Raw genomic sequence first — 15,602 nt, 5'->3', positions numbered from 1 at the left:
TGGTAGTTTTGCCACACCATGGTAGGCCTGCTCGTGCTCCTGGCAGCCACAGCCGCACCGGAGCTGGAGGTGAACCTCACGCCGGCGCCGGGGAGGCTGTTGGTGCAGGTGACGGTGCAAAAGCCCATCCCCCAGGAGTGGGTGGAGGGCTTAGCGGGAGGGGCACCGGTGGCAGTGACCTACCGGATGAAGATCTTCCGCAACCGCCGCTTCCTTTGGGACCAGCGGCTGGCCAGTCACGAGCTGGTGGTGCGGGCACAAAAGGACCCGGTAAGCGCGGTGATTTCCCTGCAGGCGGAGCTGGATGGGGAGGTGCTGGCCTCCTCCCAAACCGCCAAGCTCGAACAGGCTCTGCAGTGGGTTTCCCGCCCACCCACCGTGGAGCTGCCCATCCCCCTCCATCACGAGCCGCTGTGGCTTTTGGTGCGCGCTGAGTTTCTCACCAAGTACAAGCTTCTGGTGATACCGGTGACCGAAGGCACCGACTGGGTGACCCGGGCCGTTCCGGAGGCGCCATGAGGTCCTGGCGCCGCTCCTGGCTGCGCCTCCGGCGGCAGGGCCGTTTTCTCTTGGGTGTGTACCTGGTGCTTGTGGCCCTGGGGGCCGCGCTGTACGCCCTCATTGCCCGGCTGCGGGAGGTCCCTGCCGAAGAGCTCACCAACCGCCTTTTGGTGTTCCTGCTCACGCTCTTCGACCTCACCCTCATGGTGGTGGTGCTTTTCGTGCTCCTGCGCTCCGTTTTCAAGCTTTTCGTGGAGCGACGGCTGGGGATCATTGGCTCCCGCTTTCGCATGAAGCTTTTGGTCTCCTACCTGCTGTTGATCCTGGTGCCGGCGGTGTTGATCTCGCTTTTAGCCACATCGCTTTTCTCCCACCTGGCTTCCTCCTGGTTTTCGGCGCCGGTGGAAGCGGTGGTGCAGGCGGGCGCTTCTCTGGCGGAAGGGGTGCGGCGGGAAAGCGAAGAGCGGAGCTTGCGGTGCGCCCAAGCCATGGCCGCACACCTTTCGGCGGTGGAGCCGCGACGGCGGGCGGCCGAGCTGGAGCGGCTGCACTTTTCCGGGAAAAACCACCTTTCGGCTTTGTTTGGGGAAAACGGTCCGGTGGTGGAGCTTTTGGAGCCCATGCGCACGGCGGCGTTGCGGTTGCCCTCCCTGACGGCTTCCGAGCTGAGCCATGCCGGCACCCGGGTGGACCGGGTGTCCCGGGTTTTGGTGGTGCGGGCGTGGGTGCCGCTGGGCGACGGGGCCGTAGTGGTTTGCGGGGAGGTCTGGCGCGAGGACGTTACCGCCGCCCAGGCGCGGCTGGCGCAGGCGGCTGCCTCGTACCAGGCGCTCAAGCTGCAACGGCCGGCCATTACCGCCACCTTGGTGCTTTCCTTTGGCGGCATCGCCCTCGTGGTGGTCTTTGCCGCGGTATGGACGGGGCTTTACCTTTCCCGCTCCTTTACCGAGCCTTTGATGGCTTTGGCAGCCACCACCGCAGCGGTGGCTGAGGGGGCGGAGCTGGCCGAGGTGCCGGTACCGGGGGAAGACGAGGTGGCGCTGCTGGTGGCTTCCTTCAACTCCATGGTGCGCCGGCTCAGGGCCCAGGAGCAGGAGCTGCGGGCCACCGTGGCCCGTTTGGATGCGGTGCTGGGGGCCATTCGCGCCGGCATCCTGTGGCTGGATCGGGAGAGAAGCGCGGTGCGCGGGAACCCCGCGGCGGCGGCCATGCTGGGCTTGCCGGCCCTGTGTGAGGGAAGCGTTCCGCTGGCAAAGCTCGCCGACCATGGCCTGGGGCGGCTGGTGGAGGTCATAAGCTCCGCCGCTTCCGGCTACCGCAGCTCCTTGACCCTCTACCCCGGAGGGGCCCCCAAGCACCTGGAGGTGACGGTGGTGGCTTTGGGGCGAGGGCCGGAGGTTTCCGGTTGGGTGGTGGCTTTGGAGGACATCACCCAGCTGCTGCGGGCCCAGCGGCAAGCGGCTTGGAGCGAGGTGGCCAGGCAAATTGCCCATCAAATCAAGAACCCCCTCACCCCCATTCGTCTGGCGGCCGAGCGGATTGCCCGCCATTTTGCCCAGAACCGCAATGACCTGGGGGAGGTGATCCCGGCCGGCTGCCGTGCCATCGTGGACCACGTGCGCTCCATGCAGGAGCTTTTGGACGCTTTTTCCCGCTACGCCAAGCTGCCGCCGGTGCAGCGTCGGCCGGTGGATGGGGAGGAGTTCCTCCAGCAGGTGGTGCGTCTTTACCAGGGGGTCAAGCCGGGCGTGGAGGTGAAGCTGGAGGCATCCCTTGCCCAGCGCCGGGTGTGGCTGGACCGCGACCTCTTCCGGCAGGTGGTGGTGAACCTCCTGGACAACGCCCTGGAGGCATCCACCCCACCGGGGGAGGTGGTGGTGCGGGCCTTTTGGGAAGGGGAGGAGATGGTTCTGGAGGTGCTGGACCGCGGGCCGGGGTTGCCGGTGGAGGACCCAGAGCTCTTGTTCCAGCCGTTCTTTTCCTCCAAGGGTCGGGGCTCCGGGGTGGGGCTGGCGGTGGTGTTGCGCATCGTGACCGACCATGGCGGCACGGTGCGCTTGGAGCCCCGGGAGGGTGGGGGGGTGCGCGCGGTGGTGCGCATCCCCGGGGGTGAGCCGTGAGAAGGGCGGCGATTTTGGTGGTGGACGATGAGCCCGGCATTCGCGAGCTTTTAAGCCAAATTCTGGCCGATGAGGGCTTTTCCGTGACCACCGTGGCTTCCGGCGAAGAAGCACTGGCCGCGGTGTCCCGGGAGGTCTTCGATTTGGTGATGCTGGATATCAAGCTTCCCGGGATGGACGGGCTGGAAGTGCTCCGCCAGCTCAAGGTAGGGGGCAAGAGGCTGCCGGTGGTGATGATTTCCGGTCACGCCACGGTGGAGCAAGCGGCGCAGGCGGTGAGGGAAGGGGCTGCGGACTTTCTGGAAAAGCCCCTGGGCCTGGAGCGGGTGCTGGTCACCGTCAACAACGTCCTGGAGCGTGCGCAGCTAGCGGAACGGTTGCAGGAGGAGGAAGAGGACGTTGAGCTCACCGGCGTTTCCCCGGCCATCGTGGAGCTGCGCCGGCAGATTCTTCTGGCTGCGCCCACCGACTCCCGGGTGCTCATCACCGGTCCCAACGGCTCGGGGAAGGAGGTGGTGGCCCGCCTCCTCCACCGGCACTCCCGGCGGGCGGCGGGGCCTTTTGTGGCCTTGAACTGCGCGGCGATCCCTGCGGAGCTCATCGAGTCCGAGCTTTTTGGCCACACCAAGGGGGCTTTTACCGGCGCGGTAGAGGCCAAACGCGGGAAGTTCGAGCTGGCGGACGGCGGCACCTTGCTGTTGGACGAGGTGGGCGACATGAGCCTTCTCACCCAGGCCAAGGTGCTGCGGGTGCTCCAGGAATCGCGCTTTACCCGCCTGGGGGGCGCCACGGAAATCCGGGTGGATGTGCGGGTCATTGCCGCCACCAACAAGGACCTGGAAGCGGAAATTGCCGCTGGCCGCTTCCGACAAGACCTTTACTTCCGCTTAAACGTGATCCCCATTCGCGTGCCGTCCCTGGCCGAACGGCGGGAGGACATCCCGCTTCTGGTGGAGACCTTCATGGCCAAGCTGGGCAAGCGCATGGGGGTCAAGCCCAAGAAGGTCACGCCCGAAGCCATGGAGGCCCTCCTGGCCTATCCCTGGCCGGGGAACGTGCGGGAGCTCCGCAATTTGGTGGAGCGGCTCTTGATCATGGTCCCCGGGGACGAAGTAACGCCCGCCGATTTGCCCATGAAGCTGGCGGAGACCGAGGTCTTTTGGCCCGGCCGTCCGCTGCCCTTGAAGCAAGCCCGGGAGGCCTTTGAGCGGGAGTACATTGCCCGGGTGCTGCGGGCCTGCGACCAGAACATGTCGCAAGCGGCGCGGGTTTTGGGCCTGGAACGCTCCCACCTTTACCGGAAGGTCAAGGCTTTGGGGATTAAGGTTGACGGCGGGACAGGAGAAAGTTAGCATCAAGCGATGTCCTACCCAGGCTCTCCCGATAAGGACCCGAAGGTGCAGCAGCGGATCCTGGCGGCTTTCCGCGAGGCCGTGCGCCTTTACCAGGACGGCCACCGGGACGAGTGCCAAACGGTGCTCCACTCGATTCTGGAGGTGGACCCCGCTTTCCGACCGGCCCAGCGGCTGGAAAGCGCCATCATTCAAGGTTTACCTGTGGATTTGGCCTCGCTTTTGGGTGACCTGGCCGGCGAGGCCGGCAGCCAAGTGGAGGGGTTGCTCTCCCAAGCCCGCCAGGCCCTGGCCGAGAGGAACTTCTCTCGCGCGGCGGAGCTTGCCCAAGGGGTGCTGCGGGAGCTCCCCGGGCACCAGGAAGCCCGCTCGCTGCTCCAGCAAGCGCAGACGGCCCAGAAGGCCCAGAGCGAGGTGGCCACCCAGTTGGCCCGGGCTCGCCAAGCGCTGGCTGCGGGGCTGGTGGAGGAGGCTAAGGGCTTTCTGGCGCTGGTGCGGGGAATTGCCCCGGATCACCCGGAGCTGGCGGAGCTGGAAGGCCTCATGGCTTCACAAACGCCTGGGGAAGCGGCCATGGTGGAGTTTGAAACCTTCACGCCGCCCCCCTCGCCGCCCACACCACCCCCTTCCCCCGCCGATCGCGTGGAGCTGGAAGCTCCCTGGGAAAGCGCAGCGCAAAAGACCACTTCCGGCTTCAGCTTTGATGCCGTGGGTGAGGTGCCCACCTTTAGCGCTGAGCCGGCAGTGCCGGAAAGCCCGGAAGAAAAGGTGGCGGCCTTGTTGGCCGAAGGCCAGGAGGCCTTTGACCGCGGGGACTACGCCCAGGCCGTGGACGTGTGGACCCGCATTTACCTCATTGATCCCCACAACCAGGAAGCCGAGCGTCGCATTGAGCAGGCCCGTCGGCGCCGGGAGGAGCTGGACCGTCTGGCGGAAATGAAGTACGCCGAAGCCCTGGAGGCGTTTGAGGGGGGGCGGCTGGAGGAGGCCAGGGAGCTTTTGCAGGAGGTGCTTTCCCTGCAACCCCAGCACGTGGACGCCAACGACCTCTTGGCGCGCCTGGAAACGCCCTCGGCGCCGCCTCCTCTGCGGGCGGAGCTGCCGGCGGTGGAGGAGGACCTCTTCCGCGACGATTTTGTGCCGCAGGAGATCGTCTCCGGGGAAAGCGCGGCAGTGAGCGAGGTGCCGCTGGAAGAAAGAGCGGTGCCGCGCCCTGTACGGCCAGCGGTGAAGGCCCGGCGCCTGGCTTTGCCTTTGCCGGTGATGGTGGGTGTGGGAGTGGCGGTGGTAGTGCTGGTGGTTTTGGGTTTGGTTCTGGGGGGCCGGGTGTTTCAATCCGGGCCTTCGGTGGAAGACACCCTGCAAGAGGCGGAAAGGCTGGCCCAGCAGGGGCAGCTGCAGGACGCCATCAAGCTTTTGCAAACCCTCAACCTGGAGGGCCCGGAAGCCAACCAGGTGCAGCAGCGGATCCTGGAGTACCAGAAAAAACTCAAGGTCCAGGCGCCTCCTCCCCCCACGGTGGACCTCGCTCCCGCCAAACAGGCCCTGGGCGAGGGGAGGTACCTCAAGGCCGCTTTGGTGTTGCGGGCAGCGGCCAAAAAGGCCCCTCACGACGAGGGGGTGCGCCAGCTCCTGGGACAGGTGGCGGCTTACGATCCTGGCCTTCCGGCGTTAGCGGATGCCTGGGAAAAGGGCAGCTGGGAGGTGGCTTCCCGTGCGCTGGCCACCATGGTGGAAGCCCATCCCCAGGATGGGGAGTTACGGCAAGCCTGGCAGGTGGCCCGCTACAACTGGTCTCTGGAGCTGCTGCGGGGTTTCCAGGTGGCCGATGCGGCCAAGGTGCTGGGGGAGCTCGCTAAGGAGACCAACGACCCCGAGGTGGGAAGGCTTCACGAGCTGGCCCGCGCCTACCTTTCCCGCTCGGTGGACCCGCGCTACAAGATCTTCGTGAACTCGCTGAGCTTCCGCGAGCTACCGTGATGTCCTCGCCGCGGTTGCCTTTCGACGTGGAGCTGGCCTGGGGTACGGCGCCTGCGCCCAAGGTTGAAGCGCCACGACCCGCCGGTTTTTTACGGTTGTTTTTGGCGTTGCTCGGGGATTTGGGTCTTGCGGCGGTGATGCTCTTTGCGGTAGCTGCCGGGGCCAGCCGCTTTCAGCTTTCCTGGTCTGGGCTGGAAGTGGCAGGGGTTTTGGTGGTGAGCCTGGGGCTTTTAGCGGGATGGGTGGAGGTGGCGTGCCTGTGGTTTTTTCACAGGACGGTAGGGATGCAGCTGGTAGGGGTGCGGTTTGAAAAGCCCCTGAAGCTAAAAAAGGCCGTTTTCCTGTGGTTTTTGGTGCTGCTGGCAGCCCCCCTTTTGGGCCTTCCCCTGCTGCTGGGTGGGCGAGGCTCCCGGGGGCTCGAAAAGCTCGCCGGATCGGCCCTTACCCTTGAGAGCCATCCCGCCGGCGCTTAAAAACGAGGCTAATGTGATCGGTGGCTCCGGTTTTAAAGTTAATGGCGGCAATACCCACCAGTTCCCACCCCTCCGCACCCAAGCGGTTCATTTCGTCCTCGTAGGAGATGGGCAGTTGGTAGTTTCGGGACTGAATGTTAAGGACCTTGTACTCCCATTTGCTGCGCTCCATACCTCCTCCCCTGCGCTCCCAGTTTCCGGCTCACGGTTCGCCGGGTACTATACCACGTTTTCTTGATTGCGATGCACTCTCCCCGTCTTTCCGTGGTGATTCCGGCCTTTAACGAAGCCGGGCGCCTGCCGCAAACCCTGGAGCGGATTGCTGCTTATCTCACCGCCAAGGCGGAGCTGCTGCCGGCGGAAGTGGTGGTGGTGAACGACGGCTCCACCGATGCCACAGCGGCGGTAGCTTCCGCTTGGCAGCCGCCGCCGGGGCTTTCGCTGGTGCTGCATTCGCTTCCCCAAAATCGCGGCAAGGGTGCGGCGGTACGCGCGGGTTTGGCTTTGGCTTCCGGGGAGCTGGTGCTCATCACCGATGCGGATTTGGCGACACCCATCGAGGAGCTGGAAAAGCTTTTGCCCTACGCTAACGCGGTGGCCTGTGGCTCGCGGGCGGTGGACCGGCGGCTTATTTTCAAAAAGCAGCCTTTCCTTCGGGACCGCCTGGGCCGGGCTTTTAACGTGGCCTTGCGGCTTTTGGGGTTGACCCAGCTACGGGATACGCAGTGCGGCTTCAAGCTGCTCCCCGGAGCGTTGGCCCGGGAGCTCAGTGCCGAGCTTACCTTCGACGGCTTCATTTACGACGTGGAGCTTCTAACCCGTGCCCAGAGGAGGGGCTTTGCGGTGGTGGAGGTGCCGGTGCGCTGGGCCCACGTGGAGGCCTCCCGGGTTAAGCCCCTCCGTGATGGGCTGGCCATGCTGGCCGACGCCCTTCGCTTGCGCTTGAAGCTTTGGCGAGAAGGGCCTAAAGCTTGCCGTAAAGGGGAAAAGCGCGGGTAAGCGCTTCCACCTCACTGCGAACCGCCGCCCATACCGCTTCATCCTCGCTGCGCAGCACCCGGTCAATGAGACGGGCAATGAGCTTCATTTCCTCCGGGCCCATGCCCCGGGTGGTGACCGCCGGGGTTCCCAGGCGGATGCCCGAGGCAATGTAGGGCTTGCGGGTGTCAAAGGGCACGGTGTTCTTGTTCACGGTGATACCCGCCCGCTGCAGCCGTTCTTCGGCCTTCTTGCCGGAAATGCCGTCGGGCCCCAAATCCAGAAGCATGAGGTGGTTGTCGGTGCCACCGGAAACCATACGCCAACCCAGGTTTTGCAGCTCCTGGCACAGAACCTTGGCGTTTTCCAGGACCCGGGCAATGTACGCCTTGAACTCTGGCTTTAGCGCCTCGGCAAAGGCCACCGCTTTGGCGGCAATGACGTGCATCAGCGGCCCGCCCTGCACCCCGGGAAACACCGCTTTATCCAGCGCTTCCGCAAACTCCGCCTTGCACATCACCATGCCGCCCCGGGGCCCACGGAGGGTCTTGTGGGTGGTGGTGGTGACGAACTCGCAGTGGGGAACCGGCGAGGGGTGAAACCCGGTGGCCACCATGCCGGCAATATGGGCAATGTCGGCCATGACGTAGGCCCCCACCTCGTGGGCAATGTCGGCAATGAGGGCAAAGTCAATGATGCGGGGGTAGGCAGAAGCCCCGCACACGATGAGGCGGGGCCTGTGCTTCCTGGCCAAGTCCCGAAGCAGGTCGTAGTCAATGGTTTCCGTGTCCCGCCTGACACCGTAGGGCACCACGGTGAAGGTTTTGCCGGAAAAGTTCAAGGGGTGGCCGTGGGTGAGGTGGCCGCCGTGGGTTAAGTCCATGCCGAAAAATACGTCCTGAGGTTGCAGCACCGCCAGGTACACCGCCATGTTGGCCTGCGCCCCGGAGTGCGGCTGCACGTTCACGTGATCGCAGCCGAACAGCTTCTTGGCGCGCTCCCGGGCCAGCTCCTCCGCCACATCCACGAACTCACAGCCACCGTAGTAGCGCTTGGCCGGGTAGCCTTCGGCGTACTTGTTGGTCATCACCGAGCCCATGGCGGCCAGCACCGCGGGGGAGACGAAGTTTTCCGAAGCGATGAGCTCCAGCCCGTGGTTTTGTCGGCCCCTTTCTTTTTGCAGGGCCTCGGCAATTTCCGGGTCGGTTTGGCGAACGGTTTCTTCCAGGAACGAGAAAAAGCGCTCCCTTTCACTCATCCTTGGCCTCCAGTTTGGCCACCCGGCGGGCGTGACGACCGCCATCAAAAGGGGTGGCGAGAAAGATGTCCACCATTTGCTTGGCCACCGCCTCGCCGGTGACCTTGCCGCCCATGCAAAGCACGTTGGCGTTGTTGTGCCGGCGGGCCATTTCCGCGGTGTAGGCGTCGTGGCAAAGGGCGGCGCGCACGCCGGGGTGGCGGTTGGCGGCCATGCTCATGCCGATGCCGGTGGCGCAAATGAGGATGCCACGGGCTTCCGCTTCGCGGGCCACCCTGGCGGCCAGGGTATGGGCAAAGTCCGGGTAATCCACCGATTCTTCCGAATGGGTGCCCAGGTCCTCCACCTCCCGGCCGGCGGCCCGCAGGTGCTCGAGGATGGCCCTTTTCAGGGCAAACCCGGCGTGATCCGAGGCAATGAAGATCTTCATCGCAAGTCCCGGCTCACCAGGAGCCGACGGTGGGATGGTACAACTTTTCAAACTCCGAGAGGGCAAAGCGGTCAGACATGCCGGCCAAATGGTCCACCAGGATGCGCACAAAGCGGGGGTCGGGGTGGTAGTGGGTGGTCACTTCCTCCTGAGCCTGGCCGTGGGGCAAATCCCGCAGGTAGGGCCGGCCGGAAACCTCGGAAAATCGCAGCAATACGTAGGGCGGAAGGGTCAGGGGGTTGCTGTAGTAGGCGCGGAAAAGGCCGGTGAGCACCAGCTGTGCGCGGTGGTCCTGGAGGTTCACCTCCTGGTGGTTGATGATGAACTGGTAAATGAAGGCCTTGAGCTCGGCAAAGAGCGGCTGCATGTGGGGCGAAAAGGCCACCAGCTCCCGGGGACTTGCGGCCCAAAAGCGCTGCCAGGAAGCGCGGTCGCCCAAGCCGAAAGTGGCAGCCAGCTCCCCGAGCTGCCGGGCGGTGTGGCGTACCGCATCGGTGACCAAAAGGTGGATGAGGGTGCGCTGGAGGGCCGCCGCCCTCCGGAAGGCCGAGCGCTCCTGCCGGTAGCGGTCCCCCAGAATCTCGATGGCTTGAGCCACCAAGCCCAGCGGCTCCACCGCGGAAAGGCTTACCGCCTCGTTGGCCAGGCCGTCCTCCAGATCATGGGTCTGCTGGGCAATTTCGTCGGCGAGGGCCACCACCTGGCCTTCCAAATGGCAGGGCTGGTGCAACCGCAACCCTTCCCGGTCGGGGAGGGGGAAGGGCAGGTCCGGGTTCCAGGAGGTGTGCTTCAGGATGCCCTCCCGCACGGGGTCGGTGAGGTTTAAGCCGGGTGTGGGGTAGCGTTGCTCCAAAAGGTCCACCACCCGCAGGGAGTGGTAGTTGTGCTTGAAGGTACCTACCTCGCCAACCACGCTGGCGGGCAGCGGGCAGGAGGGCTCCTTCCCGGCCAGGATGCGGGCCAGCACCTTTTCCCCCGAGTGGCCAAAGGGGGTGTGGCCCAGGTCGTGCCCCAGGGCAATGGCTTCCGTGAGGTCCTCGTTGAGCCCTAAGGCGCGGGCCATGGTACGCGCCAGCTGGGCCACCTCCAGGGTGTGGGTGAGCCGGGTGCGGGGGTGGTCGGCGGTGTGCGGCACGTACACCTGGGTTTTGTGCTTGAGCCGGCGGAAGGCCCGGGCGTGGAGGATGCGGTCGCGGTCCCGGGCAAACTGGGTGCGAAAGTCCTCTTCGGGGTTGGTGGCATCGAGAGGGTGCCGACGGGTGGCGTCCCGGGAAAGCGTAGCGTAAGGGGCCAGAAGCGTTTCTTCCTGGGCTTCGAGGACCGATCGCAGGCGTAAGCTCACGGTGGTCATGCCTGCCCCCGAAGGAAGCTCAGGGCTTCCCCCACCAGGCGCAGGGAGCCGGTGACCAGGGTAAGGCGGTGGGGTGCGGCAGCTTCCAGCGCTTCGGCCACACTGGCCGCCACCCGGCAGCCGGGGAACGCGCGGGCGAGCTCCTCAAGGTCCCGGGCCCGGGGGGAAGGGAGCGGTGTCACCTGCACCTCTCCCACCAGCGGCCGCAAAAGCTCGGCCATGGCGGCCAGGGGCTTGTCGGACAAGCAGGAAAAGACAAGGTCGAGCTTCCCGGCCAGACCGGCGGCAGCAAGCGCCTGGGTTAACGCCGTCATGGCTTCCAGGTTGTGAGCCCCGTCCAGCAAGAACCGGCGCCCCTGCCAGCGAATTTCCTCGAGCCTTCCCGGCCAGCGGGTGGCAAGCGTGCCGGCAATCAGGGCGTCGCGGCTGGGGCGGGGAACCAGCTGCAGCTGGTCCAGCGCCCCAAGCCCGGCCAGGGCCAGGCGGTAGTTGTGCACTTGAAAGCGGCCTGCCAAGGGAAGCTGCAGCTGCCACTCTTCGCCGAACGCGTGGGCGCGAACGGTGGAGAAGAGGGAGGGTTGGGCCGTGGGGAGAGGTTCCACCGTGACCCACTGGGACGCCCGGGAAATGCGGGTCTGCGGGCCAGCGTGGGTGCGGATCACCTCCGCAAGGCTTGGGTCCCACTCACCCAGGATGGCTTCCCGCCCCCGCAGGGCAGCGGCCTTTTCGGCGGCAATGTGGGCGCGGGTGGGTCCCAGCCAGTCCTGATGGTCGGTGCCCACGTTGGTGAGCAGCGCCACCTCGTGGGCCTTGGCGTTGGTGGCATCCCAGCGGCCTCCCAGGCCGGCTTCCATGACGGCAATGTCCACGTGGTTTTCGGCAAAGGCCGCAAAGGCAGCGGCGGTGAGGGTTTCGAAGTAGGAAAGCTCAGGAAACCGGGAAAGCCTCTGAACCCAAACCAGGAGCTCTTCCGGAGGCAGCGGGGTACCGCCAATGCGGATGCGCTCCTCCACCCGCACCAGGTGGGGGGAGGTGTAGAGCCCCACCCGCAACCCCATGCTTTGCAGGATAGAAGCTAAAAACGCCGCGGTGGACCCCTTGCCGTTGGTGCCCAGCACCAGCACCGAGGGAAAGCTATGTTCCGGGTGGCCCAGCTCCGCTAAAACCCCGGCAATGCGCTCAAGACCGGGCACCACCCGGGCTTCGAAGCGATGGGCCAAGAGCCGGTCAAGCTCTAGGGCGAGAGGTGGGCGAGACACCGGATCAGCGTCTCCTTCAGCTCCCCCCGGGGGACCACCATGTCCAGCATCCCGTGCTCCAGCAAGAACTCCGCCCGCTGGAAGCCCTCGGGCAGCTTTTGCCGGATGGTCTGCTCGATGACCCGCGGCCCGGCAAAGCCAATGAGCGCTCCCGGCTCACCGATGTTGATGTCCCCCAGCATGGCGAAGGAGGCGGTAACGCCGCCGGTGGTGGGGTCGGTGAGCACGGAAATGAACGGGATGCGTGCCTGGTGGAGCTTGGCAAGCGCTGCGGAAATCTTGGCCAGCTGCATGAGGGAAAGCACGCCTTCCTGCATGCGCGCGCCGCCGGAGCAGGCAACCGTCACCAGCGGCGTGCGGGTTTTCAGGCAGCGTTCAATGGCGCGGGTGAGCTTTTCCCCCATGGCCGAGCCCATGGAGCCCCCCATGAAGGCGTACTCCATGGCGCCAACGATGACCCTGCGGCCCCCCATCTTGCCCACGCCAATGAGCATGGCGTCGTGCTTGAGCCCCTTTTCCCGCAGGGCTTTGAGCCTTTCGCTGTAGGGCTTGGAGTCCACGAACTCCAAGGGGTCGGTGGAGTACACGTTGCCGAAGAGCTCTTTCCACTCGCCGTTGTCAAAAAGCTGGGCGAGCCTGGTGCGAGCCGAGATCCTGTGGTGATGGCCGCAGCGGGGGCAAACAAACAGCGAGCGCTCCAGCTCCTTTCGGTAAAGGATCTCCCGACACCCCTCGCACTTGACCCAAAGCCCTTCGGGTACGCGACTGGGGGGACGCTCCTCCCGGCTGGTTCGGCGAAACCAAACCATCATCGGTGGTGGCCTCGAGCTTGAGCGGTGGGGCCCTCAGTGCCGGAGGGCCCATCCTCAAGGCTTAGGCGGAGGGACTCTCCTCCAGGTCGTTGGGGATCCCCAGCCGCTGGCAAGCCGCATCGTACATTTGGCGCGCGGCCTTCTGCGCGGCTTGGAGCTCGGCGATGCGCTGCTTGACCCGCTGCAGCTCTTCCTGGATTTGGTTCTCCAGGTCCTGGATCTCCTGCTTGGTCACTTTCAGGGTTTCCTCGTAAAACTTGCGCTGTTGTTCGGTCAGTACCGCCATGTTTGTTCCTCCCTCCTATTGGGGCTTGAACGGTATGGGTTGGGTAAACCAGGTTTTCACCTTCACCCCATCCTTGGTTGCCGGTTTGTATCGCCAGTTCCTCACAGCCGCCACCGCGGCAGCATCCAGCCCTAAGTCGGGTTTGATGCCGCGCAGCACTTTCACATCCCGCACCACACCATTTTCGTCCACCAGCACGCTCAAAATCACCGTACCCCCCTGGCGCTGGCGGGCGGCCAGCGGCGGGTAGTTGGGTTTGGGCATGAGGATGGGCTCGGGCCAAACGTCCGGGACATCCACCAGGTCTCCCTCTTTCACCGCCGGCGCCGGAGCTTGGGCCACCACGGGAGCGGGGGTAGGTGTGGGTCTCGGCGTGGGTGTGGGTTCGGGGGTAGGCGTGGGCTCCACCTCAGCGGGTGGCACCACCGGCGGCGGGACTACCGCAGGAGCCGGAGTGGGCGTGGGTGCCGCCGGCCGGGTGGGTGCCGGCGTCGGTGCCGCCGTGGGGATGGGCGTGCGCGTCGCGGGGGCCGCCACCGTGGGGACAACCGCCGGTGCTGCGGCCGGTTGCCCTGCGGGGCGCGCGGCAGCTTCTGGCCCCGGCAACGCCGGTGGCGCCGTGGGCTCCGGAATCCCCGCCTGGGCCACCTGCTGCGCTTCGGGGGTGGGTGCCGGCAAGGGCGACTCCGCCGGTTTGCTGCGGGTTAAGAGGAAATACCCGCCAACCACCACCACCAGCACTGCAGGCACCGCCCAAACCAGCGGTGAGGGCTTCGGGCGCTGGGGGATTGCTTCCTCCAGCTCGGGGATGGTCACCGGCTGGGCGGGGGCGGGAGCCGGCTCCGGCTTTGGCGGCGCTGCCGGCTGGGGTTCCGGTGGCTTGGGCGTTGGGGCGCTCACCGGTAGTTTCACCGTGGCCGCCGCTTCGGTGGCCAGCGCCGGACGTTCCCGTCCTACCAGGTCGCAGAGGAAAGCCGCCAGCTGTGCCGCGCTGGGAGCTGGCTCGAAGGCGCGCATGGCCGCTTCCAGGTCCTTGGCCATGTCGGCTGCCGACTGGTAGCGCTCCTCGCGCTTTTCCTTAAGCGCCTTGAGGAGGATCTGCTCCACTTCGGGCGGGATGCTGGGGTCCAGCTCCCGGGGTGGCACCAGCTTGGGGCTGCGCACCTGCTCGAGGATGGAAAGCTCCGAATCCCCGGAAAAGGCCTTGCGCCCCACGATCATCTCGTAAAGCACCAGGCCCAGGGAGAAGATGTCGGAGCGGTGGTCCAGGTCCTTGCCCCAGGCCTGTTCCGGGGACATGTACTGAAGCTTGCCTTTGAGAGCCCCGGCGCGGGTATGGGAAGCCTTGGAGGCGGCCTTGGCAATGCCGAAGTCACAGAGCTTGATTTCCCCTTCGTAGGAGATCAGCACGTTTTGCGGGGAAACGTCGCGGTGCACCAGGGCCATGGCCTGGCCCTTGAAGTCGCGCTTGCGGTGCGCGTAGTCCAGGGCATCGGCTAACCGCGCCCCCACGTACAGCGCCAGAGGCAAGGGGAAGCGCTCCCCTTTAGCCTGCAGCTTGTTGAGGATGGAGCGCAGATCGAGGCCGTCAATGTACTCCATGGCGATGTAGTAGGAGCGCTCGATCTTGCCCAAGTCGTAAATGTGGATGATGTTGGGGTGCTGGAGCTGGGCGGCCAGCTTGGCCTCGTCAATGAACATGGTGACGAACTCGTCGTTGTCGGTAAGGTGCGGGAGGATGCGCTTGATGGCCACGATCTTCTGGAAGCCCTCCAGGCCCTTCATGCGCGCCTTGTACACCTCGGCCATGCCGCCGGTGGCAATGTGCTCGATGAGCTCGTACTGGCCAAAGGCGGTGCCGGTGGTGGCTGTGGGCTGGGCGGCCGCAGGCTTGGGAGGCTCAGGGCGAGCCACGGGAGCTTCGGCTGGAGGGGGAGGGGTAGGCTTGGCTTCCGGTTTGGGCTTGGGTTTCAGAGGCACTTCAAGCCCGGAAAGGGTTTGCGAGAGCAGCTCGTCCACCCGCTTGGCGCCGGTATCCTCCGCGGGCTTGGGCTTTTTCTCTTCGGCCTTGAGGACATCGGCAATGGTGGCTTCCAGCACCCGCTCCACGTCCTCCACCGCTCCCTTTGGGGCGGGCACCTGGCGGGGAGGGGTTGGGGGTTTGGGTGGTGCGGCGGGTGCGGCCTGGGGTGGGGCTGGTGCCGGCGCCTCCGGTTTCTTCACCGGGGCTTTGGGTTCCACGCGGATGCGCTGGGTATCGGCTGGGCTGGGTGCTTCTTCTTCCTCACTCAGGATATCGCCAAAGAGCTCCTGGGAGGTCACCACGCCGCCCTCGGCGCCCTGCTGTTTCAGGGCCTCAAGGATTTCCACCTTGGTTTTTTCGGAAACCGTGGCGGCCCGTGCTCCGGCTTCCAGCCACTGCTTCACGCAATCCCGGAGCTGCTGGTCGGAAAAGGGCTTGGGGAGAATGTCCTGGGCCCCTAACCGCTGGGCGTCCCCGCGGGTGTCGCTGCCGGTGTAGCCACTCATCAGGACGACAAAGGGGGTGGTCCGCAGGCCAGCCCGGGCTCGCAGTTGGGTAATGGCGTCTTCCACCTTGACCCGGGGCAACACCGAGGTTAACAGCACCAGCGAAGGCTCCACCTTGCTGCAGTGGGCGATAGCCCCATCCAGGTCGGTGGCGGAGAGGAACTCCACGTTCAAGGGAGCCAAGGCGGCCGCATAGCGGGCGGCGTTGCGGGGCTCGTAGTCAACGAGGAGGACTGTCGGTTTCATGGGCCTATCCCACCTCTCGGTCCAGCT

14 protein-coding genes are annotated in these 15,602 nt (G+C 65.6%); 6 read left to right on the top strand and 8 right to left on the bottom strand.

The window, feature by feature from the left end:
• Positions 1–18 precede the first annotated feature (18 nt).
• The 5 genes from EG19_RS09255 to EG19_RS09235 are packed head-to-tail and all read left to right on the top strand — an operon-like array spanning position 19 to position 6,426.
• A complete protein-coding gene (locus EG19_RS09255; RefSeq protein ID WP_038049879.1) occupies positions 19–519 on the top strand; it encodes a DUF4390 domain-containing protein in 501 nt (166 codons plus the stop codon).
• Positions 516–2,621 carry a sensor histidine kinase gene (locus EG19_RS09250; protein WP_038049878.1) on the top strand — a complete coding sequence of 702 codons (2,106 nt, stop codon included), beginning with the start codon at positions 516–518 and terminating at the stop codon, positions 2,619–2,621. Before EG19_RS09255 ends, EG19_RS09250 begins: the two co-directional genes overlap by 4 nt.
• Positions 2,618–3,973 (top strand): sigma-54-dependent transcriptional regulator, encoded by a 1,356-nt coding sequence (locus tag EG19_RS09245; RefSeq protein WP_038049877.1) that lies wholly within the window; start codon positions 2,618–2,620, stop codon positions 3,971–3,973. The genes EG19_RS09250 and EG19_RS09245 overlap by 4 nt, the downstream gene beginning before the upstream one ends.
• Positions 3,974–3,982: 9 nt before the next feature.
• Positions 3,983–5,953, top strand: coding sequence for a hypothetical protein (locus EG19_RS09240; RefSeq protein ID WP_038049876.1), 1,971 nt, complete (start codon positions 3,983–3,985; stop codon positions 5,951–5,953).
• Complete coding sequence (locus tag EG19_RS09235; protein ID WP_152544012.1) at positions 5,950–6,426, top strand: hypothetical protein; 477 nt, start codon at positions 5,950–5,952, stop codon at positions 6,424–6,426. The genes EG19_RS09240 and EG19_RS09235 overlap by 4 nt, the downstream gene beginning before the upstream one ends.
• Here EG19_RS09235 and EG19_RS09230 read toward each other — a convergent pair.
• Positions 6,395–6,598 carry a DUF4177 domain-containing protein gene (locus EG19_RS09230; RefSeq protein WP_038049874.1) on the bottom strand — a complete coding sequence of 68 codons (204 nt, stop codon included), beginning with the start codon at positions 6,596–6,598 and terminating at the stop codon, positions 6,395–6,397. The genes EG19_RS09235 and EG19_RS09230 overlap by 32 nt on opposite strands.
• Positions 6,599–6,669: 71 nt before the next feature.
• On the opposite strand from EG19_RS09230, the gene EG19_RS09225 reads away from it, so the two are divergent.
• Positions 6,670–7,425, top strand: coding sequence for a dolichyl-phosphate beta-glucosyltransferase (locus tag EG19_RS09225; protein WP_053335161.1), 756 nt, complete (start codon positions 6,670–6,672; stop codon positions 7,423–7,425).
• Here EG19_RS09225 and EG19_RS09220 read toward each other — a convergent pair.
• The 7 genes from EG19_RS09220 to EG19_RS14300 form a co-directional block, all read right to left on the bottom strand.
• On the bottom strand, positions 7,391–8,662 hold the full coding sequence (locus tag EG19_RS09220) for a serine hydroxymethyltransferase (protein ID WP_038049873.1): 1,272 nt from the start codon (positions 8,660–8,662) through the stop codon (positions 7,391–7,393). The genes EG19_RS09225 and EG19_RS09220 overlap by 35 nt on opposite strands.
• Entirely contained in the window at positions 8,655–9,092 is a 438-nt protein-coding gene (rpiB, locus tag EG19_RS09215; protein WP_038049872.1) for a ribose 5-phosphate isomerase B, read from the bottom strand. The genes EG19_RS09220 and rpiB overlap by 8 nt, the downstream gene beginning before the upstream one ends.
• Before the next feature lie 13 nt (positions 9,093–9,105).
• Positions 9,106–10,443, bottom strand: coding sequence for a dGTP triphosphohydrolase (dgt, locus tag EG19_RS09210; protein ID WP_038049871.1), 1,338 nt, complete (start codon positions 10,441–10,443; stop codon positions 9,106–9,108).
• Positions 10,440–11,702 carry a bifunctional folylpolyglutamate synthase/dihydrofolate synthase gene (locus EG19_RS09205; RefSeq protein WP_081800079.1) on the bottom strand — a complete coding sequence of 421 codons (1,263 nt, stop codon included), beginning with the start codon at positions 11,700–11,702 and terminating at the stop codon, positions 10,440–10,442. Before EG19_RS09205 ends, dgt begins: the two co-directional genes overlap by 4 nt.
• Positions 11,678–12,511, bottom strand: coding sequence for an acetyl-CoA carboxylase, carboxyltransferase subunit beta (accD, locus tag EG19_RS09200; RefSeq protein WP_038049935.1), 834 nt, complete (start codon positions 12,509–12,511; stop codon positions 11,678–11,680). Before accD ends, EG19_RS09205 begins: the two co-directional genes overlap by 25 nt.
• A 64-nt stretch (positions 12,512–12,575) precedes the next feature.
• Complete coding sequence (locus tag EG19_RS09195) at positions 12,576–12,800, bottom strand: hypothetical protein (RefSeq protein ID WP_038049870.1); 225 nt, start codon at positions 12,798–12,800, stop codon at positions 12,576–12,578.
• 15 nt (positions 12,801–12,815) lie between these two features.
• Positions 12,816–15,575, bottom strand: a complete 2,760-nt coding sequence (locus EG19_RS14300; RefSeq protein WP_053335160.1) for a TonB family protein — start codon at positions 15,573–15,575, stop codon at positions 12,816–12,818.
• Positions 15,576–15,602 lie beyond the last annotated feature (27 nt).

Origin of the sequence: Thermoanaerobaculum aquaticum (genome assembly GCF_000687145.1) — a bacterium.
Taxonomy (GTDB): domain Bacteria; phylum Acidobacteriota; class Thermoanaerobaculia; order Thermoanaerobaculales; family Thermoanaerobaculaceae; genus Thermoanaerobaculum; species Thermoanaerobaculum aquaticum.
This window is presented reverse-complemented; position numbering and strand designations above follow the sequence as displayed.

Bases quoted from the DNA above. Each gene is read 5' to 3' on its own strand.
- EG19_RS09255 (WP_038049879.1), top strand. From the start codon at position 19: ATGGTAGGCCTGCTCGTGCTCCTGGCAGCCACAGCCGCACCGGAGCTG.
- EG19_RS09250 (WP_038049878.1), top strand. From the start codon at position 516: ATGAGGTCCTGGCGCCGCTCCTGGCTGCGCCTCCGGCGGCAGGGCCGT.
- EG19_RS09240 (WP_038049876.1), top strand. From the start codon at position 3,983: ATGTCCTACCCAGGCTCTCCCGATAAGGACCCGAAGGTGCAGCAGCGG.
- EG19_RS09230 (WP_038049874.1), bottom strand. From the start codon at position 6,598: ATGGAGCGCAGCAAATGGGAGTACAAGGTCCTTAACATTCAGTCCCGA.
- EG19_RS09225 (WP_053335161.1), top strand. From the start codon at position 6,670: ATGCACTCTCCCCGTCTTTCCGTGGTGATTCCGGCCTTTAACGAAGCC.
- EG19_RS09220 (WP_038049873.1), bottom strand. From the start codon at position 8,662: ATGAGTGAAAGGGAGCGCTTTTTCTCGTTCCTGGAAGAAACCGTTCGC.
- rpiB (WP_038049872.1), bottom strand. From the start codon at position 9,092: ATGAAGATCTTCATTGCCTCGGATCACGCCGGGTTTGCCCTGAAAAGG.
- dgt (WP_038049871.1), bottom strand. From the start codon at position 10,443: ATGACCACCGTGAGCTTACGCCTGCGATCGGTCCTCGAAGCCCAGGAA.
- accD (WP_038049935.1), bottom strand. From the start codon at position 12,511: ATGGTTTGGTTTCGCCGAACCAGCCGGGAGGAGCGTCCCCCCAGTCGC.
- EG19_RS09195 (WP_038049870.1), bottom strand. From the start codon at position 12,800: ATGGCGGTACTGACCGAACAACAGCGCAAGTTTTACGAGGAAACCCTG.
- EG19_RS14300 (WP_053335160.1), bottom strand. From the start codon at position 15,575: ATGAAACCGACAGTCCTCCTCGTTGACTACGAGCCCCGCAACGCCGCC.